This window comes from Alteraurantiacibacter lauratis (assembly GCF_037154155.1).
Taxonomy (GTDB): domain Bacteria; phylum Pseudomonadota; class Alphaproteobacteria; order Sphingomonadales; family Sphingomonadaceae; genus Alteraurantiacibacter; species Alteraurantiacibacter lauratis.
This window is the reverse complement of record NZ_JBANRN010000005.1, coordinates 95,059-114,583: the sequence shown is the minus strand read 5'-3', so window position 1 is coordinate 114,583 and position 19,525 is coordinate 95,059. Positions and strand designations below refer to the sequence as shown.

Here is a 19,525-nt window from a genome sequence, read left to right as displayed (position 1 = left end):
CAACGTAGCTATCCGGAGCCTTCAAGGTGCCCCGTGGCGAATCGCATTCTGCACATTTTTTGGTTGACGCATAGGGAAATCGGTTCACCATTAGGGCAGAGAAACGGCCGGGGTTGATTCCCGGCGCGATTTGGAGAGGCTGATCGATGCGCGACGTCGTCATTGCGGGCTATGCCCGGTCCCCGTTCCACCTTGCCGGCAAGGGCGCGCTGGCGCGTGTACGCCCCGATGACATGGCCGCCGCCGTGGTGCGCGGCCTGGTCGATCGCACGGGGGTTAACCCCGCCGATATCGAGGATTTGCTGATGGGCTGCGCCTTCCCGGAAGGGGAGCAGGGCTTCAACATCGCCCGGCTTGTTGGCCTGCTGGCCGATCTTCCGCTCACCGTGGGAGGGATGACGCTGAACCGCTTTTGCGGCTCGTCGATGAGCGGCATCCACTATGCCGCCGGACAGATCCAGCTGGGCGCGGGCGAGGTATTTGTCTGCGCGGGCGTTGAATCGATGAGCCGGGTGCCGATGATGGGCTTCAACCCCATGCCCAATCCCGCGCTGGCGAAGGCGAGCCAGGCCTATATCGGCATGGGCGATACGGCGGAAAATGTGGCGAAAGCCTACAACCTCTCCCGCGCGGAGCAGGAGGAGTTCGCGGTGCTGAGCCAGAAGAAGGCGCGCGATGCGATTGCGGCAGGCAAGCTTAAGGACGAGATCGTGCCAGTGGCGGGCGTCGATGCCGATGGCACCCCGCGCCCCGATACCACCGCTGAAACTCTCGCCGGGCTCAAGCCCGCCTTCAATGCCGAAGGCACGGTGACGGCGGGTACATCGAGCCCGCTCACCGATGGCGCGGCGGCCGTGCTGGTGACAAGCGCGGAATATGCGGCCGCGCACAACCTGCCGGTGCTGGCGCGCATCAAGTCGGTCGCGATTTCGGGCTGCGCGCCCGAAATCATGGGCATTGGCCCGGTTGCCTCCAGCCAGAAGGCGCTGGCCCGCGCCGGCATCAGCGTGGCCGATCTGGACGTGGTCGAACTCAACGAAGCGTTCGCCAGCCAGAGCCTCGCGGTAATTCGCGATCTGGGCCTCGACATGGCCAAGGTGAACCTCGACGGCGGCGCGATTGCCATCGGCCACCCGCTGGGCGCGACCGGCGCGCGCATCGTGGGCAAGGCGGCGGCGCTGCTCAAGCGCGAGGGCGGCAAATATGCGCTCGCCACGCAGTGCATCGGCGGCGGGCAGGGCATCGCTACCGTGCTGGAGGCGATCTGATGGCCGACAATGGGATCAAGAAGGTTTGCGTGATCGGCGCGGGCACAATGGGTGCCGGCATCGCGGCGCAGGTCGCCAATGCGGGCGTGCCCGTGCTGCTGCTCGACATTGTGCGCGATCCTGAAAACCGCAATGCGGTGGCGGCGGGCGCAGTGGAGCGGATGCTGAAAACCGATCCCGCCCCTTTCATGGGCAAGCGCGCGGCCAAGCTGGTTGAGGTTGGCAATATCGAGGATGATCTGGCAAAGGTTGCCGAATGCGATTGGGTGGTCGAAGCCATTATCGAAAAGCTCGACCTGAAGCAGGATCTCTATGCCAAGCTTGAAGCGGTGCGCCGCCCCGGCACAGCGGTCTCCTCCAACACCTCGACCATTCCGCTGGCGCAATTGACCGAGGGGCGCAGCGACGCGTTCAAGCGTGATTTCCTGATCACGCACTTCTTCAATCCGCCGCGCTATATGCGCCTGATCGAGATTGTTGCGGGCCCGCACAGCGATGCGGCGACCGTTGCCAAGGTGCGCGATTTTACCGACCGCGTGCTGGGCAAGACGCCGGTCGATGCCGAGGACAGCCCCGGCTTTATCGCGAACCGTATTGGCACTTTCTGGATACAGGCAGCGGTTAATGCAGCCTTTGACATGGGCGTGTCGGTGGAAATGGCCGATGCCGTGGCGGGCAAGCCCATGGGCGTGCCCAAGACCGGCATTTTCGGGCTGATTGACCTGATTGGCCTCGACCTCATGCCTTATCTGCAAAAGAGCCTGACCAGCACGTTGCCGGCCAGCGATCCTTATCAGGCAATTGCCCGCAGCGAGCCCCTGATCGAGAAGCTGATTGCCGAGGGCTATACCGGGCGCAAGGGCAAAGGGGGCTTCTACCGCATCAACCGCGAAGGCGGTGGGAAGGTGAAGGAAGCGATCAACCTCGCCACCGGCGAATATGCGCCCGAAGGGCGGGCGCCCGAAATCTCCGGCCCGGCGGGCAAGGGCGATCTGGCCGCGCTTATCGCCACCAAGGGGGTGGTGGGCGAATATGCCTGGGCGATCCTTGGCCCGACGCTGTCCTATGCCGCCAGCATTGTTCCCGAAGCGACGAAAACCATTGTGGGCGTCGATGACGCCATGAAGCTGGGCTACAACTGGAAGGCTGGCCCCTTCGAAATGATCGACAAGATCGGCCCTGCCGTTCTGCGCGCCAAACTTGCCGACAACGGCCTGCCCGTGCCGCCGCTGCTCGAAGCCGTGGGGGAAGGCACCTTCTACCGCATTGAAGGTGGGAAGCGGCAGTTCTTTGGCACCGATGGCCAGTATCACGATGTGGTGCGGGGCGAAGGCGTGCTGTTGCTCGCCGATATCAAGCTCGCCAGCCAGCCCATTCTGAAGAACGGTTCCGCCGCTTTGTGGGATGTGGGCGATGGCGTCGCCTGCCTCGAATTCACTGGCAAGATGAACGCGCTCGATAACGAGGTGATGAAACTGATCGGCGAGGCGATCCCGCTGGTCGCCGAAAAATTCAAGGCGATGGTCATCTACAACGAAGGCACGCATTTTTCGGCCGGTGCCAACCTTGGCCTTGCCCTGTTCGCGGTAAATATCGCCGCCTGGGGCGAGATCGAAAAACTGGTGAGCGGCGGGCAGCAGGCGTTCAAGGCGCTGAAATACGCCCCCTTCCCAGTGGTGGCCGCACCATCGGGCATGGCGCTGGGCGGCGGGTGCGAGGCCGTGCTCAATTCCGACAGCGTGCAGGCGCATGCCGAAACCTATATCGGCCTTGTCGAGACCGGCGTGGGGCTGATCCCCGGTTGGGGCGGCTGCGGCGAGATGCTGGAACGCTGGCAGGCGATGCCGGGGTTGCCCAAGGGCCCGATGCCGGCGGTCGCCAAGGTGTTCGAGATTGTCTCCACCGCCACCGTCGCCAAATCGGCGGCCGAGGCAAAGGAGCTGGGCTTCCTGCGCCCGACCGATGGCATCACGATGAACCGCGACCGCTTGCTGGCCGACGCCAAGGCGCGCGCGCTGAAACTCGCCGAGGGCTACACCCCGCCTGCGCCACCCGAATTCTTCCTGCCCGGCCCCAGCGGCAAGGCCGCGCTTGATCTGGCGGTGCAGGGTTTCCGCGCACGCGGCCTTGCCACGCCATATGACGAAGTGGTCGCGGGCAAGCTCGCCACCGTGCTGACCGGTGGGGATACCGACCCCACCCAGACCGTTACCGAAGAGCAGTTGCTGGCGCTCGAACTGGCCGAGTTCATGGAACTGGTGCACGAACCGCGCAGCATGGACCGGATCGAGCATATGCTCGCCACTGGCAAGCCGTTGCGGAACTAGGACAAGCGAGAGAGGACACGAGCGATGCAAGTCTATGAAGCCCCGATCCGCGACATGCGCTTCGTGCTCGATGAATTGTGGGTGGACGATGGCTTCGGCAATCTGCCCGCCCTGGAGCAGTTCGACAGCGATCTGACCAACGCCATTCTGGAAGAAGCCGCGCGCTTTTCCCGCGAGGTGCTGCTGCCGCTGAACCAGCCGGGTGATCTGGAAGGGTGCCATTTGGAAAACGGCGTGGTGCGCACGCCCAAGGGTTTCAAGGAAGCCTACAAGGCGTTCACCGAAAGCGGCTGGTCGTCGCTGGCCGCCAGCCCGGAATGGGGCGGGCAAGGCCTGCCCGAACGGGTGAACAAGCTGGTGGAGGAAATGACCTGCTCCACCAATTTGTCCTTCGGCCTCTATCCCGGCCTGACGCATGGCGGCGCTTTGGCGCTCGAAGCGCATGGGACGGACGAGTTGAAGCAGCTTTATCTGCCCAAGATGACCAGCGGCGAATGGTCGGGCACGATGTGCCTGACCGAGGCGCATTGCGGCACCGATCTGGGGATGCTGCGAACCAAGGCAGAGCCGCAGGGCGATGGCAGCTACAAGATTTCCGGCGCGAAGATTTTCATTTCCGCCGGCGACCATGATCTGACCGAAAACATCATTCATCTGGTGCTGGCCCGCCTGCCCGATGCGCCTGCGGGAACCAAGGGCATTTCCATGTTCCTGGTGCCCAAGTTCCTGCCCAAGGAGGATGGCACGCCCGGCCAGTCCAACGGCGTGCTGTGCACCGCGCTGGAACACAAGATGGGGCTGAAGGCGTCGGCCACCTGCCAGATGCAATTCGATGGCTCGACCGGCTGGCTGGTGGGCGAGCCGAACAAGGGCATGGCCGCGATGTTCACCATGATGAATGCCGAGCGGCTTTCCGTCGGCATCCAGGGGCTTGGCATTGGCGAGGCGGCATACCAATCCGCCGCCTGGTATGCCAAGGATCGCCTGCAGGGTCGGGCCTTGTCCGGCGCGAAATATCCGGAAAAGGCGGCCGATCCGATCATCGTCCACCCCGATGTGCGGCGGATGCTGATGACCATGCGCGCCAACAACGAAGGCTGCCGTGCGCTGGGCGCGTGGGTCGCCCGTGCGCTTGATGCCGAACGGCTGAGCGAGGAACCCGAAGTGCGCCAACGCGCGGAGGATTTCGTCGCCCTGATGACGCCGATCGTGAAGGCGCTGTTCACCGATCTGGGGCACGAAAACGCCAATCTGGCGGTGCAGGTCTATGGCGGGCACGGCTATATCTGGGACAGCGGGGTGGAACAATATGCCCGCGATGCCCGCATTGCCATGATCTACGAAGGCACCAACGGCATTCAGGCGCTCGACCTGGTGGGTCGCAAGCTGGGGGCGAACACCGGCCGCCTGCTGCGCAGTTTCTTCCACCCGGTGTCGGCTTTCATTGAGGCAAACAAGGGCGACGGCCCGATGAAGCCGATGATCGACGGGCTGGAAAAGGCCTTTGGCGCGCTGCAATTGTCCACCGCCACCATCGCCCAGCGCGGGCTGGCCGATCCGGAGGAAGCGGGGGCGGCGGCGACCGAATATCTGCGCCTGTTTGGCCTTGTCGCCATGGGCTATTGCTTTGCCCGCAGCGCGCAGATTGCGGGGCTGCGCCTCGCCTTTGGCAGCGAGGAGAAGGATTTCTACAAGGCCAAGATCACCACCGCGACCTTCTTCTTTGAACGGCTGCTGCCGCAGGTTTCGGCCCTGTTCCTGTCGATCAAGGCAGGCAAGAAGAGCATGATGGCGCTGGCGGAGGATGCGTTCTGAACCACAAGGCCGCCGATCTTGCCGCGCGGCTGGCGGTGCCTGCCATTGCCGCGCCGATGTTCCTGGTGTCGGGCCCCGACCTGGTGGTCGCCTGCTCGTCCGCCGGGCTGTGCGGCACCTTCCCCACGCTGAACGCGCGCACTCCGCACGCGCTCGATCAATGGCTGGGCGAGATGGGGGAACGGCTGGCGGGCAAGCCTTTCGGCGCGAACCTGATCGTGCACAAAAGCAACCCCCGCGTGGCCGAGGATCTGGCGCTGCTGGTCAAGCACAAGGTGCCTCTGGTCATCACCTCGCTGGGCGCGGTGCCCGATGTGGTGGAGGCGGTGCACGGCTATGGCGGGATGGTGCTGCACGATGTCATCTCCATCCGCCACGCGCAGAAGGCGATTGGCGCAGGCGCCGATGGCGTGATTGCCGTGTGCGCAGGCGCAGGGGGACACGCCGGAACGCTCAGCCCCTTTGCCCTCACGGCGGAAATCCGCGCCTTTTTCGACGGCCCGCTTGCGCTGGCAGGTGCGATCACGCATGGCCGCCATATTGCGGCGGCGCGGATGATGGGGGCGGATTTCGCCTATATCGGCTCGCACTTCATCGCCGCAGAGGAGAGCATGGCAAGCGCTGCACAAAAGGACATGATGGCGCAGGCACAGGCGGCCGATATTGTCTACACCGACAAGGTGACGGGCGTGGGTGCCAATTTCCTGCGCCCCAGCCTGAATGCGGCCAGCCTGCCCGCCACCGGCCACGGCGAACTCGCCCTGTCGGACGAGGCGAAGGCGTGGAAGACCATCTGGTCCGCCGGGCACGGCGTGGGCGCCACCCACGAAACACGGCCTGCCGCCGCCATTTGCGCCGACCTGATCAGCCAATACCATGAAGCCCAAAAGGGATTGCAGCTATGAAGATACTCGTGCCCGTCAAGCGGGTGATCGATTACAATTTGAAGCCGCGCATCAAGGCGGATGGCAGCGGCGTGGACCTCGCCAATGTCAAGATGAGCATGAACCCGTTCGACGAGATCGCGGTGGAAGAAGCCATCCGGCTGAAGGAAAAGGGTGCGGCATCCGAAATCGTGGCGGTATCCATCGGCCCGGCCAAGGCGCAGGAGACGCTGCGCACCGCGCTCGCCATGGGCGCAGATCGCGCGATCCTGATCGAAACCGAGACGCAGGTTGAGCCGCTGGCGGTCGCCAAGCTGCTCAAGGCTATTGTCGACGAGGAAGCGCCGGGTCTGGTCGTGATGGGCAAGCAGGCGATTGACGATGACAGCAACCAGACTGGGCAAATGCTCGCCGCTTTGTGGGGCCGGGGGCAGGGCACCTTTGCCAGTGCGGTTGCTATTGACGGCGATCATGTTTCCGTCACCCGCGAAGTCGATGGCGGGCTGGAAACGGTGAAGCTGGCGCTGCCCGCCGTGGTCACCACCGACCTCAGGCTGAACGAGCCGCGCTATGCCTCGCTCCCCAATATCATGAAGGCCAAGTCCAAGCCGCTGGCGGTGAAAAAGCCCGAAGATTACGGCGTTGATATCACCCCGCGCCTGACCACGCTGAAGGTGGTGGAACCGCCTGTGCGCAAGGCAGGCGAAATGGTCGCATCGGTGGATGAACTGGTGGCGAAGCTGAAGGCAAAGGGAGTTGTGGCATGAACGCGCTGGTCCTTGCGGAACACAATGACGGCAAGCTGAGCCCCGCAACGCTGGCTGCGGTGACGGCGGCAGGAAAGCTGGGCGGCGATGTGCATGTGCTGGTTGCGGGCGGCAGTGACGCTGTTGCTGCCGAAGCGGCCAAGGTGGCAGGCGTTGCCAAGGTGCTGCACGCAGGCGATGCGGCGCTGGCCAACCAGTTGCCAGAGAATGTCGCGCCCTTGGTGGCGGGGCTGATGGCGTCCTACGATGCCTTCCTTGCCCCCTCCACCAGCACGGGCAAGAACATTGCCCCGCGTGTGGCCGCGCTGCTCGATGTAATGCAGCTGTCCGATATTCTCTCGGTCGAAGGGCCCAAGACCTTCACGCGCCCCATTTATGCGGGCAACGCCATCGCCACGGTTGAATCGGGCGATGCCAAGCTGGTGATCACCGTGCGCACCACCGCGTTCGACAAGGCGGCGGCAGAGGGCGGATCGGCTGCCATCGAGGCTGTCAGCGGCGGCGCGGATGCGGGCCTGTCCAGCTTTGTCGGGCTGGAAGCCACCAAGAGCGAGCGGCCCGAACTGACCAGCGCGCGGGTGGTCGTGTCGGGCGGGCGGGCGCTGAAGGATGCCGATACCTTCGCCGCGCTTGTAACCCCCCTGGCCGACAAGCTGGGCGCGGCCATCGGCGCCAGCCGCGCGGCGGTGGATGCGGGCTTTATCGGCAACGATCATCAGGTCGGGCAGACAGGCAAGATCGTTGCGCCGGAACTCTATGTCGCACTCGGCATTTCGGGCGCGATTCAGCATCTGGCAGGCATGAAGGATTCCAAGGTGATCGTGGCGATCAACAAGGACCCTGACGCGCCGATCTTCCAGGTAGCGGATTACGGTCTGGTGGCTGACATTTTCACCGCGGTGCCGGAACTGACGCAGAAGCTGTGAGGCTGTCAGCCACCTGCGGGGGATTTTCCGCGCAGGTGGCGACCGCCAGATCGCGGGCGATCAGCGTTCCCGTTGCCGGCACCTCCAGCCTTTGCGGGCTGGCAAGGCAAATGCCCAGCCGCTCCGCCTGTGCCGGATCAATGACCAGCGCATAGGGACCGGGGCGCACCTGTTCGAAAAAGTAATAGCCGCCGCGCTCGGTACGCGTGGTATGGGCCACTTCGCCCAACGCGTCCCGCAATTGCAGTCGCAGTCCCGATACCCCGCGATTGCCGTCCCCGCCGGTAAAGCTGACAGTGCCCTCCACTTCGCTCAGTTCCACCACGGGGAAAGCGGCGACATGGATGCGGCCCGCACGCGGCACGATCTCGATGCCCCGCCGTGCCGGGGCCATGGTGATATCGGGAAGGGTGGCAGGGTCGATCTGCACGCTTACCCGCTGGCCGTGGCCCAGATCGGTCAGCCGCGCCATGCCCGCTGCATCGGTGGTGGCGGTCGCGTTGAACACCGCAAAATCGACATCGGGCAAGGCCATGTCGCCGCTGGAAAACACGCCATTGCCGTCGCGGTCGTGGAAGGCCTGCGCTGCCACCCCGCCTGATGTCGCCACACCCGGCCGATCGACGAAGAATTGCCGTCGCAAGGGATCGCGCCCGAAACTGAGGCCAAGCCGCAGCGCCACCGCATAGCTGCGCTGGCGAAAAGCGTATTGCCCGTCCAGCGCCAGGCTGAACCGGTCGAAAGAGCGTGCGGCCGAAAGGCCCAGCGCCAGATCCTTTGCCTCCACCGCATAGGCCGCGGTCGCGCTCAGCAGTGTGCGCGGGTCCAGCCGGTGCGCCACATTGCCCCCTACCTGCACCAGCGCGATATCGGGCAGCAGGCGGTAACCCAGCGACCCGCGCAATTGCGTGTCGCTGCGCCCGATATTGGCCAGATCGAAATTGCCGACCAGTTGCGAAAAGCCGATCCCGCCCGGCGCGGCATTGCGCAGGTAATCCAATGTATTCGATACCAGCAGGCCCTCCAGCCGCGCCGATCCGCGCAGGCCCGCCGCCAGCCGCGTGCGCCCGTCGGCATATTCGGCATAACGCAGCCGCGCGGACAGCGGCAGCGTGATGCCGGTTTCCTGGCTGCCCAGTTGCAACGCGGTGTTGAAGTCGGCCTCGCTCGCCCGGCGCATGGCTGCGGTATCGAGGCTGTGCACCTCGTCCACAAAGCCGCCGCCATATTCGAAATGCGTCAGCGCAAAGGAACCGCCCAACAGCGGGCCGCCCAGCCCGCCGCCCAAACCATGGCCAAGCCTGCCGCCACCACCGCCCGAAAGCCCCGCATCCCCCCGAATCGCCAGCGCGCCGATGCCCGTGCGCATGCCGGCGGAGGCAATCCACCGCTGGTCCACCCCGTCTTCGTACCACGCAGCGCTGGCCACGGCAGTGAAATCGGAAGTGAGGCCATAGGCCAGTTCGCCCGTTGCCTGCCAATCGCCATAGCGCAGACCGGGGCGGAAATCGGGCCCCTCCACCCCCAGCAGATTGGTGCCGCGCTGCACCATGCCGAAACTGTAGTTTAGCTGGCCTGCGGACAAACGCCCGTCACCCACGCTTATCCGGCGGACTTCCTCGCGCCGCTGGCCCTGCGGGCCGTAAAAGACGAGGCGGAATATGTTGAGGCCGTAGTCAACCGGGATTTCAAGAAATTCGTATTGCCCGTTCACCGCCTGCGCGGTGGAGCCGAGCAGGATGTCGTTGCGGTAGAGTTCCACTTCATAGCCATCGGGCAGCACCCCGCGCAGATCGATCCGGTCGAACACCGATGCCTGTTCCAGCGGCAGATTGGTGATGAAGCCGCCGCGCCCCGCCGTGCCGCGCAGGCCCAGCGGCAGCGATGGCGTCGCCACATCGCCCAGTTGAAACTCGGTAGCGCCCAGCGGCCCCAGCAGATCGCCATCGGCATCGCGCCGCCCCAGTTCCACCAGTGCGGCCACCAGCCCGTCGCGCGTGGTGGCGCCCAAAAACACCTGCCCGGTCATGAAGGCGACATCGCCCGCCAGCCACAGATCCCCTTCGGCGCGGGTGCCCTTGCCGGAATCAGACACGCCGCGCAGGTCCATGCTCGCCATCGGCACGGACAATGCCCGCCACGGCGTATCCTCGCGCGGGAAGGTCTCGGCTTGGGTGCCGTTGCCGCCCCGCTGGCCCAACTGCGCGCGCAGCGCCTCGCGCCGCATCCGCTCCTCGAACGGGAACGGCTCGCGCGTGGTCAGCAGCACCGCCTGCGCGCGCAGATCGGGCGCGATATCGATCGGGAGCAGGCTGGCAAGGAAATCGCTGCGCAGATACAGATCGCCTTCGAACGCCTGTGCCACCCCCTGCGGCAGCGGCACGGTTCCGGCCGAGGTGGTCAGCGTGCCTTGCCGCAGGTCAATCTCGATCACCCGGTCTTCGCCCAGGAACCAGCCGCCCGCAAACTGGCCCCCATCGCTGACCCGGATCGCCAGATCGAGGATTTGCGCCATTTCCCCCAGCGGCAGATAAAGTCCCGCGCGCGTGCCATAGGCGATGATCGTATCGCTCGCCTGCACGCCTGCCACGCGCAGTTGCAGAATGAGTTCGTCCTGCACGCTGAACAGCGGCGCGCCCTCGGCGGCGGGAAAGACCGGCTGGCCCGGCGCAAGGCCGCGCGGTTGCACACGGGTGGAGGCTAATGCGGGGGTTTGGGCGGGGGCAGAGGCCGTTGCGCGCTCTGCTGGCGGGGCTGCAACGGGGGTGGCGGTTGGGGGCGCGGGCAGCGGCGCAAGGCCGACCGGTGCGTCGTCGAGAGCTTCGCTCTCTGGCGCAGGCGCAGTCCCTGGCGCAGTGACAGGTACGGGCGCGGGAATGGCAGCGTAGGCCTGTCTTTCAATCGCAGCAGGCCGCTGTGGAGGGTCCGCTTGGGCGACAAGAGAGGTATCCGGAGACGCGGAGAGGAGCGGCGCGGAGACATCTTCCCGATGCGGCGGTTCGCCTCCTATCACCGCCCGTTCCGCCGCGCTGGCAAGCTGGGGTTGCACCTCGGCCAGCGCTTCACCCGTAGCGGGTGGCTCGACCGGCGGGGCGGGGGCGAGCGGAGGGAGGGCAGCCATGGCCTCCATCAAGGCGCTTGGCGCCCCCATATCGGGCACGGGCTGTGCGTCTGGCTGGCCCGGAAGCAGCGGCGGGGTCGCGGCGCGCCGTTCGGCTTCCAGCGTCAAGGCTGCGCCCAGTATTCCGGCCTGCCCCTGCGCAAGTGCCAGATCGCTCGCGCTTTGCGCCAGTTCGGCCTTGATCCGGCGCGCGGGTAAGGGATTGGCTGACCGTGCCTCTGACGCAGCCGGTTGCGCGCGGATTACCGGGGGCGGCAGCGGGGCGGGGCGCGGCTGCACCCGCTGCGCCAGCACTTTGCGGCCCAGTGCGGCCACGTCCTCGCCGTCCGGGCCGTTCCATTCGCGCAAGGGCACAGGGCTGTCGGCGGTGCCCAGCCACAAGAGGGACCCGCCAACCAGCGCCGCGCCGCCCGCCAGCGCCGATCCGATCGCGACAGGCCCAAGCCGGAGGCGCCTGCGCCCGGTTGTCACGGCACGGTGAATTCCTGCCGCGCCAGCACGGTGCCGGGCGCAAAGTCATCATCGGTATAGGTCAGGGTGAGCCGCGTGCCGGGGCGCAGCAGCGCCCGGTCGAATGCCGGGTTGATCGCCAGCAACACTGGCCGCGCGTCGATTTCCGGATAGATACCAATGCCGCGTGCCAGTGCCACCGGCACATCGCTGCCGGGCGCTGTCACCACGATGTCGCCAAAGGCTGAACGCGTGCCGCTGCGCGTAAGGGTGGCAGCAATTGCGGGGCCATCAGCCGTTTGCACGAGGCCAAGATTTGTCAGCCCCACCTCCAGCGTGGTTTCCCCCACCCGGATGATGACGGGTATGGCAATGCCAAAACGCGGGCGGATGGTGACGCCTATATTGCTTTGCCCGGCCTCGGCTCCGCTCACCGCCTCCTCGATGCTGAGGCCCTGATCGACATCGGCCGGAATCGATACGGCCATGAAATGTGCGCGGTATTCGCCATCGGGCAGATCAGCGGGCGGTCGCGCCATGATGCGCACCGTCTGCGCCTCGTTCCCTTGCAAGGCCACGCGGCGCGGCGACCAGCGCAGCATCGCGCTGGCGGAGGCGAGCCGCTCTGCCGAAACGCCGGGAGGCAGATTGTCGAGCTGGTGCACCGATCCGTCGGGCGCCATCACCATGTCGACAATGCTGATCTCGTATTCGCCGGCATGGATCGTGCGGTTGTAAACGCCCACGCTGGCGGTGCGGCTGCGATCGGCCATGACCACCCGGCGGGGATAAAGGTTGATGTCGCCCATGCCGCCAACCGCCCCTTCGGGCGCAGCGGCGAGCGCAGGCGGGGCGGGCATCTCGAACTCGCTCGCATCCTGTGCCAGCGCGGGAAGCGCCAGCGCCAGCGGCGCGAGCGCAGCGGGGAGCAGGTGCATAGGCATGGCACCGCGCCTTTGGTTAACAAACACGGTAAATATCCCCTTACGAACCCGCCTTTCTATGTGGAAATGCGTAGGTTCCTGCAAGGGGAGGTTACTGGAAAATCACAGTTACCTGAAAATTGCCCGAATATTCGCCGGGCGCCTGATTGGCTGCGACCTGCAAGGTGCCGCCTACCCACAGCATGAAGATGCCGCTGGCGTCAAAGCGGTTCGACCCGTTGCGCATATTGGTGGTGATGTTGCGCACCTGCATGGTGGCCGAACCGTTCGATATCGTGATCCGGTTGGGCAGATTGGCCACGAAGGCGCGGTTGGCCGTCCCGTCGAGCCGGAACAGCGCCGGGCCGCGCCCTTCAGGCGGTTGCGGAATGGTCATGCCGGCCGCGATCTGGCCCGTTCCGGTGGCCGTACCATCGGGCGCGATGACCAGCGTACCTGCCGCTGTAGGCTGCATGAATGCGCCAAAGCGCAGGTCGCGCAGATGGGTAAGGCGGCCGAGTTCGGGCACTTCGGCTTGCGCGGTGCCCGACGCGGTCGCGCTGTCGCCCGGTTGCGCGATAACGGTGGCCGGGGCCAGCGCTAGCGCAAGACCCAGGCCCCGCGCAAAGTAGCGCAGCTGCATCATCGTTCAACCTTCCTGCCAAGCGAATGGAGGCGCGGCCGCGTTATCCCCGTCGGGGCCGCGCCTCCAAACTTGCTCAGTTGTAGGTGACGGTTACCGAATAGCTGCCGGTATACACGCCGGCCGGCTGGTTCGCGCCCACGGTCAGCGTGCCACCCACGGTGAAGCTGGCTGCACCGCTGCTGTCCAGCGTGTGGTTTGCGCGTGCGTCGGTGGTGAAGTCCATGGTGTTGCCACCCGAAGTCACGGTGCCCGCACCGGTAACGATGGAGAAGCGGCGGCCAGCATCCCCGGCCACGGTGAAGCTGTCGGCAGCTTCCACCGAACCCGGCATCAGCGTCACATCGCCGCCGGCGGTGCCGTTGCCCGCACGCGAAACGGTAACGGAGCCGCCCACGGTGCCGGGCACAAAGGTGCCGAAGTTGAGCGTGGCGCCCGCAACATGCGTCAGCGTCAGCGGAGCGACGACTTCGGCGGTAGCGGCGCCATCAGCGGTCGACTGGTTGCCCGGAGCGGCGAGGGCCGGAACGGACAGCACGGCAGCCGAGGCTGCGGCAACGATAGCGATCTTCTTCATGCATTATCCCCTGGTATCTGTTTCTCTTCCCGCATGAACGGGCCCGGACCGTGAGGCATGGTTAAGCCCGCCTTCGGTCAGCCTGCGTGTTATCCCGTAGTCGTTAACGAAAAGCTGAGACCGAACGAAAAAAGTCACGCTGCCCCATGCTCTTAGGGCCACATCCTCAATCGTATGTCACAGTTACCGGCACGCTGGCATGGTAAATATCGGGTGAAGCCAACGCGCCGACAGTCAATGTGCCGCCTACCGAAAACGCTCCCTCTCCCTCGGCGTCGAGTAGGCCGGATGCTGTTCCCGCGCTCGCCACGCTGTGCAGCGACAGCGCGTGCACCGTCAGCCGGGCGGCGCTGCGTTGGCCGCGTGCTTCCACCGTGTCGGGCAATAGGACGCGGTAGCTGCGGCCCGGCTCCCCGCTCACTGCAAAGCGTGCCGGGTGAGGCAGGCAGGACGGCTCGGCACCGCAAGCTGGTCGCACGACGCCGGAGTAGGCACCCGGTCCCCCGCGCGGATCGATTGTGACCGTGCCGCCCCCGGCACCACCCATCGCCAGCGCGAGCCGGCCAAAGGACAGGTCGGCAACGCTTACCGCGCGGATCGGACGGATCACCTGCGCGCTGGCCGTGCCGGTGGCGCTGGCATCCTGAGCGAAGACGGCAGGCTGGCTGTTGAAGCAGATGCCCAGCGCAAGTGCTGACGCTAAACCCCGCGCCGGTCGATTGCGATCACGCGGACATCCACCGGAATGGGCAGGACAAGCTGCGCGCCACCGAAATGGCGCGTCACATCGAGTCTTCCTCCTACCTGGAATGTGCGGCTGCATATGCGTGTCCGGCAATCACTGATGACTAGCCGGAACGGGCGCCCCGGCGTAATACGCATTGCCCCTGGGAGATCGGTTTCAACCGCGGACAGGCGCGCCTCCACGCCCCCCATGCGGGCTTGAGCAGGAACGCTGATGACGACTTCGAGTTCCAGCTCCATCGCATTGCGGCTCTGGTTGCCGCGGTCATAGCTGATAGTGAAGCGCGCGGGCCCGGTCGGTCGCCCTTCCAGCGCGACTATCCCGATATCGCTGACCGTTCCTGCGGGGCTGATGCTGCGGCTGCCGCTGCCAAACACCATGAACGTGCCAAAGCTCAATTCGCTTTCGGGCACAACGGAGATTTGCGGCGTGTTGGCGAGCGGCATCGAACCGGGAAGGCACAACCCTGCCAGCAGTGCAAGCAGTGCCGGCAGGGTCAAAAGGCGTCCCGGCGGACGCGGGCAGGTTGCTGCTGCCTCACTCGCTTCCCCCGCCCCGATCAGGCCCACTGCCGTCCCCTGAAATTTGCCTAGTCGCTGCCTTCCTGCATCAGGTCGCGCAACTTGACCAGTGCCTGTGTCTTCAATTGGTGGACGCGCGGCACGCTGACTTCCAGCACTTCTGCGATTTCGGTAAGGTTCAGTTCTTCCACAAAATAGAGTTGCAGCACCAGTTGCAGCCTTTCGGGCAATTCGTGCATGGCCCGTGTGAGCCGGGCGGCGTCCTCCAGTTCGCACAAGACGGCAAAGGGATCGGGCAGATCGGTGGCAAAGGCGGCAGAATGGTCGTCATACGCTTCGTCCAGCGGCGACAGGTGAACCTGCGCGGCATCCGCCGCCGCCAGATCGGCAGGCGAGATGTCCAGATGCGCGGCCAGTTCGGCATCGCCCGGCTCGCGCCCCAGTTTCTGACGCAGCGCAACTCGCGCAGCGTCAATTTCGCGGCGACGGCGGATTGCGGCGCGGCTGCTGGGCAATTGCTTGCGCACCAGATCGAACATCGCCCCGCGCACGCGGATCTTGGCATAGGCGGCAAAGCCATCCTCGGTCGGGCCGGTATGGTTGCGCGCGCATTCGGTCAGCGCGATATAACCTGCCTGCACCAGATCCTCGATCTCCAGCCCCTCGCGCCCGGTGCCGTGGATATGCCATGCGGCCTTTTTCACCATAGGCATAAAGCGGCGGATGCGGTCGGCCACGATGTCCTGCGCGCCGTAAGCCGCGGATACGGAGCCGGTTCTGCCGGCAAAGGAGTAATGGTCGTGCTTCATGCGGCCATCGCTTGCGTGTCACTGTTGTCGGAAAGGGCGGGCGGGGGAGACTGCTGGCCGCCGATTACCGCCACCACTTCCACCGGCTGGGTGGCGGGCAGTTCGGCAATCGACAGCACCAGGCAATGCGGCGCGCGCTGGCGCAGCAGATTGGCCAGAGCACGGCGCGCAGGCGGCTGCACGATCAGCGCCAGCGCGCGGCCATCGGCCTGCGCGGCGAGAGCAGAGTTTACGTTATCGGCAATCATGCGGGCGCAATCCGGCTCTATCACCGGTTGCCCGGTGCCCGGATCGCGCATCCCGCCGATGATCGCGCTTTCGAGCGCGGCATCCAGCGTGAGCACGCCCAGCACCTGATCGGGCGGGCAGATCTGCCCCACCAGCCAGCCGCCCAGATCGGCGCGGATATGGTCGACCAGCGGATCGAATTCGCGCGTGGTTTGCAAGCCAATCGCCAGGCTGGACAGGATCGGCAGCGGGTGCGCCAGGCTGATCCCGTCGGCCAGCAATTGCCGCAAAAGACGGGTGAGCGCCGCGAGCGAAAGCGGATCGGGATGCACCGCCTCCACCAGGCCGGGCGATTTTTCGCGCAAGCCATCGAGCAGGCTGCGCACTTCCTCCGGCCCCAGCATCTGATCGGCGCGGGCCAGCAGCAACTGGTTGAGATGCGTCGCGATGACCGTGGCGGCGTCCACCGTCAGGAACCCTTCGGCAATCGCGTGGTCGCGTTCGGCCAGCGGCAGCCACAGCGCGGGGCAGCCAAAGCTGGGATCGCGCGTGGCATCGCCCACCAGGCCGTGGCCGGGGCGGACTTCGCCGGTGTCGATGGCGAGGATGCAGTCGGGCCGCGCCTCCGCCCGTGCCAGTTCCACCCCGCCCACCACGATGCGATAGGCATTGGCGGGCAGTTCGAGCGAATCCCGGATGCGGAATTGCGGCACGACAAAGCCGAAGGTCTGCGACAATTGCTTGCGCACTCCGGTGATGCGGGTGACGAGGGGGGAGCCTTTGGCTTCCTCCACCAGATGCACCAGGCCAAACCCGACCTCCAGCGTGACCAGTGTCTGGTCACTGACATCGGAAATCTCGATGCGCTGCGCATCGACCGGTTCCACCGGTGCGACGTCCAGCACGGGACTTGCGTCCAGATGCTTTTTCAGCACGCGGTAGAGCCAGAAGGCGAGCGCGGCAGCGGGCAGGAAGATCATCTGTGGCATGGCGGGCACCAGCCCGATCGCGCCCAGCACCAGCGCCACCGGCAACCAGCTGCCCGGCGCGGAGAACTGCCGCGAAATCTGCCCCACCAGATCGCTCTGGTCGTTGACGCGGGTGACAATGGCCGCCGCGGCGATCGACAGCAGCAGCGCAGGCACCTGCGCCACCAGCGCATCGCCCACGGCCAGCGTAATATAGACCTGCGCCGCTTCGGCTGCGGACAGACCGTGGCTGATCATCCCCAGCGCAAAACCGGCAATGATATTGACGCCCAGGATCAGCAGCGCGGCAATCGCATCGCCTTTCACGAATTTGGAGGAACCATCCATCGCACCGTAAAAATCCGCCTCGGTCGCCACTTCGGCGCGGCGGGCCTTGGCTTCCTCGGCCGTCATCAGCCCGGCGGCGATATCGGCGTCGATCGCCATCTGCTTGCCCGGCAAGGCATCCAGCGTGAAGCGGGCGGACACTTCGGACACGCGGCCCGCGCCCTTGGTGATCACCACCATGTTGATGATCATCAGGATGACGAACACGAACAGGCCCACGGCGAAATTGCCGCCCACAAGGAAGGCGGCAAAGGCCTCGATCACCTGGCCCGCTGCGGCCTCGCCCTCGTGCCCGTTGACCAGCACCACGCGGGTGGACGCGACATTGAGCGCGAGGCGCAGCAGCGTGGCGAACAGCAGCACAGTCGGAAAGGCCGAGAAATCGAGCGGCTTTTTCGCATTGAGCGCCGCCATCAGGATGCCGATCGACAGCGCGATGTTGAACACGAAAAACGCGTCCAGCATCAGCGTGGGGATGGGCAGCACCATCATGGCGATCAAGGTCATGATGCCAACGGGCAGGGCAAGGGCCGACGGGGCGAAAGGCAGCTTCATGCGCGCACGCTCGCTTTCTTACAGGCCAAAGGCGGACAGGCGGGCATAGGCCCGGCGGATATGGGCAAGGCCGGCGGGAGCCTGACTGCTCGCGTCCGACAGGCCGAAACTCTTCTCCAGAGTATCCGCCATGGTTGGGCGGGGCGCGGATGCAGGCAGGGCCTGAGCCACGGCGGGCAGGCTGGGCGGGGGCCATTGCCCCGCAATCCGCGCGCCAGCGGCATAGCCTTCGGGAACGACGCCGCCTTGCGCCATCGCCCGGTCAACCTTGGCGCGCACCACATCCATCACTCCCGCTACCGAGCGCGGGGCGCCCGATTGCTCGAAGAAGATCGCCCGGTTGGCGCGCGCGGCCTGCGGCAGGATCGCGGCGGCGGGCGTGTCGGGGCTGTGGCCCAGCGTGGATAGCAGGCGGGCGGAACCTTCGGCCCCCAGGAAATGTGCGAGATACAGTTCGGCATGGTCAGGCTCGCGTCCCAACACGGGCAGCAGGGCTTCGCGGTTGTCCCCAGCCAGCGCGCCTGCCATCAGGCTGGCGATTTCAGGATCATTGCGCAGCGCCAGGATTTGCCCGCGCAAGGTGGGATCGGTTACCCGCGCGCGTCCGCCGGATGTGGATATGGCATCGGCAAGATGCCCAAGGCCCAGCCGCTCCCCATGTCGGTCGAGTGTGGAAAGCCAGGTCTGGTCGATGAACTGGAACAGGCCGGTTGCGCTGGATGTGCGCGCGCGGGCCTGCGGATCGAGGCCCGATTCCACGCGCGCCTGTGCCAGCAGATAGGAGAAATCGACGCCCGTTGCGCGCGCCGCGCGGGCAATCGCGGCTTGCGTATTGCCAGTCCCCGCAGGTCTGGCCGCTGGCGCGCTCTGCACTGTCGTGGCCGGATCGCTCATCGCTTGCACCTTTTTGCCGGTTTCCTTCGCCAGAAACTCAGCAAGATGCGTGCCATTTCACGCCCCTGACGGGATCAAGGGATCAGGCGATGCGGGCCTGTGGGGCGCGATACAGGCCGGGTTGGCGGGTCAGCGCGTCGAGCCGTGCCGCAACATTGGCTGCCAGCAGGTTGCGGATCTTGCGATTCACCTCGTTCTGATGGCGCGCGGCTTCCAGCAGGCTGCGACATTCGGCATCGATGACGGGCGGGCGGCAATCTTCCAGCTCGCTCAACAAGGCCGATTTGGAACCGGTGCACAGCACCAGCGCGTCCACATCCATGGCGGCAAGCGCCTGCCGCTCGGTTTCCAGAACGGCAAGCATTTGCCGCAGCGATTCCGCCAGGGACAATGCTGGCGAAGAGGTTTCGGCGGTCATCAGTTCGTGCTCAACATCAGGCGCGCGGCAATGATCGCATCGGAAATGCGGGTGGGCACCAGCGGGTAATTGCCATCACGCAGGGCGGCGCGGATTTCGGCCACGCGGTCCTTGTCCACCGGCGCGCTTCCGGCGGCGATGCGCGAGGCGGTCTCCACCGCCACGCCCTTGTCAGCCGGGGCGGAAGCCGAAGTTGCGGCGGGCTTTTCTTCGGGCCGTTCGCCTGCAAGGTCGCGCGCCACGCTGCGCAACGCGCCGGGGCCGTTAAGGCGGTTGACGTCGTAGAGGGCCATTAGCTCGCTCCTATATTCCTTTCTGCTGCGAAGGACGGTTCTGCG

The 19,525-nt window shown here is 65.7% G+C and carries 17 protein-coding genes; 6 read left to right on the top strand and 11 right to left on the bottom strand.

All coding sequences use genetic code 11. The features are described from left to right. Positions 1 to 146: 146 nt before the first annotated feature. From WFP39_RS06940 to WFP39_RS06915, 6 genes are read left to right on the top strand one after another with little or no spacing between them, the layout of a single operon-like run. Complete coding sequence (locus WFP39_RS06940; RefSeq protein ID WP_336918548.1) at positions 147 to 1,268, top strand: thiolase family protein; 1,122 nt, start codon at positions 147 to 149, stop codon at positions 1,266 to 1,268. After that, complete coding sequence (locus WFP39_RS06935; protein WP_336918547.1) at positions 1,268 to 3,595, top strand: 3-hydroxyacyl-CoA dehydrogenase/enoyl-CoA hydratase family protein; 2,328 nt, start codon at positions 1,268 to 1,270, stop codon at positions 3,593 to 3,595. The genes WFP39_RS06940 and WFP39_RS06935 overlap by 1 nt, the downstream gene beginning before the upstream one ends. A 24-nt stretch (positions 3,596 to 3,619) precedes the next feature. Continuing rightward, positions 3,620 to 5,410, top strand: coding sequence for an acyl-CoA dehydrogenase C-terminal domain-containing protein (locus WFP39_RS06930; protein WP_336918545.1), 1,791 nt, complete (start codon positions 3,620 to 3,622; stop codon positions 5,408 to 5,410). A gap of 56 nt (positions 5,411 to 5,466) precedes the next feature. Continuing rightward, positions 5,467 to 6,315, top strand: coding sequence for an NAD(P)H-dependent flavin oxidoreductase (locus WFP39_RS06925; RefSeq protein WP_377923219.1), 849 nt, complete (start codon positions 5,467 to 5,469; stop codon positions 6,313 to 6,315). Then, positions 6,312 to 7,061 carry an electron transfer flavoprotein subunit beta/FixA family protein gene (locus WFP39_RS06920; protein WP_336918541.1) on the top strand — a complete coding sequence of 250 codons (750 nt, stop codon included), beginning with the start codon at positions 6,312 to 6,314 and terminating at the stop codon, positions 7,059 to 7,061. Before WFP39_RS06925 ends, WFP39_RS06920 begins: the two co-directional genes overlap by 4 nt. Further along, positions 7,058 to 7,987: an electron transfer flavoprotein subunit alpha/FixB family protein gene (locus tag WFP39_RS06915; RefSeq protein WP_336918539.1), complete on the top strand. Its 930-nt coding sequence runs from the start codon at positions 7,058 to 7,060 to the stop codon at positions 7,985 to 7,987. The genes WFP39_RS06920 and WFP39_RS06915 overlap by 4 nt, the downstream gene beginning before the upstream one ends. On the opposite strand, the gene WFP39_RS06910 is transcribed toward WFP39_RS06915, so the two are convergent. The 11 genes from WFP39_RS06910 to WFP39_RS06860 form a co-directional block, all read right to left on the bottom strand. Then, positions 7,953 to 11,579 (bottom strand): hypothetical protein, encoded by a 3,627-nt coding sequence (locus tag WFP39_RS06910; protein WP_336918538.1) that lies wholly within the window; start codon positions 11,577 to 11,579, stop codon positions 7,953 to 7,955. The two genes, WFP39_RS06915 and WFP39_RS06910, sit on opposite strands and share 35 nt — an antisense overlap. Beyond that, a complete protein-coding gene (locus WFP39_RS06905) occupies positions 11,576 to 12,502 on the bottom strand; it encodes a fimbrial biogenesis chaperone (protein WP_336918537.1) in 927 nt (308 codons plus the stop codon). The genes WFP39_RS06910 and WFP39_RS06905 overlap by 4 nt, the downstream gene beginning before the upstream one ends. A gap of 91 nt (positions 12,503 to 12,593) precedes the next feature. Further along, positions 12,594 to 13,127, bottom strand: a complete 534-nt coding sequence (locus tag WFP39_RS06900) for a DUF4402 domain-containing protein (RefSeq protein ID WP_336918536.1) — start codon at positions 13,125 to 13,127, stop codon at positions 12,594 to 12,596. 73 nt (positions 13,128 to 13,200) lie between these two features. Further along, complete coding sequence (locus WFP39_RS06895; protein WP_336918535.1) at positions 13,201 to 13,701, bottom strand: DUF4402 domain-containing protein; 501 nt, start codon at positions 13,699 to 13,701, stop codon at positions 13,201 to 13,203. Between the two features lie 166 nt (positions 13,702 to 13,867). Beyond that, positions 13,868 to 14,311, bottom strand: coding sequence for a DUF4402 domain-containing protein (locus WFP39_RS06890; RefSeq protein ID WP_336918534.1), 444 nt, complete (start codon positions 14,309 to 14,311; stop codon positions 13,868 to 13,870). A gap of 89 nt (positions 14,312 to 14,400) precedes the next feature. After that, positions 14,401 to 14,892, bottom strand: a complete 492-nt coding sequence (locus tag WFP39_RS06885; protein WP_336918532.1) for a DUF4402 domain-containing protein — start codon at positions 14,890 to 14,892, stop codon at positions 14,401 to 14,403. A gap of 143 nt (positions 14,893 to 15,035) precedes the next feature. Then, positions 15,036 to 15,776 carry a sigma-70 family RNA polymerase sigma factor gene (locus WFP39_RS06880; protein WP_336918531.1) on the bottom strand — a complete coding sequence of 247 codons (741 nt, stop codon included), beginning with the start codon at positions 15,774 to 15,776 and terminating at the stop codon, positions 15,036 to 15,038. After that, the gene (locus WFP39_RS06875) at positions 15,773 to 17,827 is read right to left on the bottom strand and encodes a flagellar biosynthesis protein FlhA (RefSeq protein WP_336918530.1); all 2,055 of its coding nucleotides are present in this window, start codon (positions 17,825 to 17,827) and stop codon (positions 15,773 to 15,775) included. Before WFP39_RS06875 ends, WFP39_RS06880 begins: the two co-directional genes overlap by 4 nt. Before the next feature lie 66 nt (positions 17,828 to 17,893). Beyond that, positions 17,894 to 18,769, bottom strand: coding sequence for a transglycosylase SLT domain-containing protein (locus WFP39_RS06870; RefSeq protein WP_336918529.1), 876 nt, complete (start codon positions 18,767 to 18,769; stop codon positions 17,894 to 17,896). An 82-nt stretch (positions 18,770 to 18,851) separates the two neighbouring features. Further along, on the bottom strand, positions 18,852 to 19,187 hold the full coding sequence (locus WFP39_RS06865) for a flagellar protein FlgN (protein WP_336918528.1): 336 nt from the start codon (positions 19,185 to 19,187) through the stop codon (positions 18,852 to 18,854). Continuing rightward, on the bottom strand, positions 19,187 to 19,480 hold the full coding sequence (locus WFP39_RS06860; RefSeq protein ID WP_336918527.1) for a flagellar biosynthesis anti-sigma factor FlgM: 294 nt from the start codon (positions 19,478 to 19,480) through the stop codon (positions 19,187 to 19,189). The genes WFP39_RS06865 and WFP39_RS06860 overlap by 1 nt, the downstream gene beginning before the upstream one ends. Positions 19,481 to 19,525: the final 45 nt, after the last annotated feature.

Coding starts and splice junctions, on each gene's coding strand:
- WFP39_RS06940 (WP_336918548.1), top strand. CDS start 147: ATGCGCGACGTCGTCATTGCGGGCTATGCCCGGTCCCCGTTCCACCTT.
- WFP39_RS06935 (WP_336918547.1), top strand. CDS start 1,268: ATGGCCGACAATGGGATCAAGAAGGTTTGCGTGATCGGCGCGGGCACA.
- WFP39_RS06930 (WP_336918545.1), top strand. CDS start 3,620: ATGCAAGTCTATGAAGCCCCGATCCGCGACATGCGCTTCGTGCTCGAT.
- WFP39_RS06925 (WP_377923219.1), top strand. CDS start 5,467: ATGTTCCTGGTGTCGGGCCCCGACCTGGTGGTCGCCTGCTCGTCCGCC.
- WFP39_RS06920 (WP_336918541.1), top strand. CDS start 6,312: ATGAAGATACTCGTGCCCGTCAAGCGGGTGATCGATTACAATTTGAAG.
- WFP39_RS06915 (WP_336918539.1), top strand. CDS start 7,058: ATGAACGCGCTGGTCCTTGCGGAACACAATGACGGCAAGCTGAGCCCC.
- WFP39_RS06905 (WP_336918537.1), bottom strand. CDS start 12,502: ATGCCTATGCACCTGCTCCCCGCTGCGCTCGCGCCGCTGGCGCTGGCG.
- WFP39_RS06900 (WP_336918536.1), bottom strand. CDS start 13,127: ATGATGCAGCTGCGCTACTTTGCGCGGGGCCTGGGTCTTGCGCTAGCG.
- WFP39_RS06895 (WP_336918535.1), bottom strand. CDS start 13,701: ATGAAGAAGATCGCTATCGTTGCCGCAGCCTCGGCTGCCGTGCTGTCC.
- WFP39_RS06885 (WP_336918532.1), bottom strand. CDS start 14,892: ATGCCGCTCGCCAACACGCCGCAAATCTCCGTTGTGCCCGAAAGCGAA.
- WFP39_RS06880 (WP_336918531.1), bottom strand. CDS start 15,776: ATGAAGCACGACCATTACTCCTTTGCCGGCAGAACCGGCTCCGTATCC.
- WFP39_RS06875 (WP_336918530.1), bottom strand. CDS start 17,827: ATGACCTTGATCGCCATGATGGTGCTGCCCATCCCCACGCTGATGCTG.
- WFP39_RS06870 (WP_336918529.1), bottom strand. CDS start 18,769: ATGAGCGATCCGGCCACGACAGTGCAGAGCGCGCCAGCGGCCAGACCT.
- WFP39_RS06865 (WP_336918528.1), bottom strand. CDS start 19,187: ATGACCGCCGAAACCTCTTCGCCAGCATTGTCCCTGGCGGAATCGCTG.
- WFP39_RS06860 (WP_336918527.1), bottom strand. CDS start 19,480: ATGGCCCTCTACGACGTCAACCGCCTTAACGGCCCCGGCGCGTTGCGC.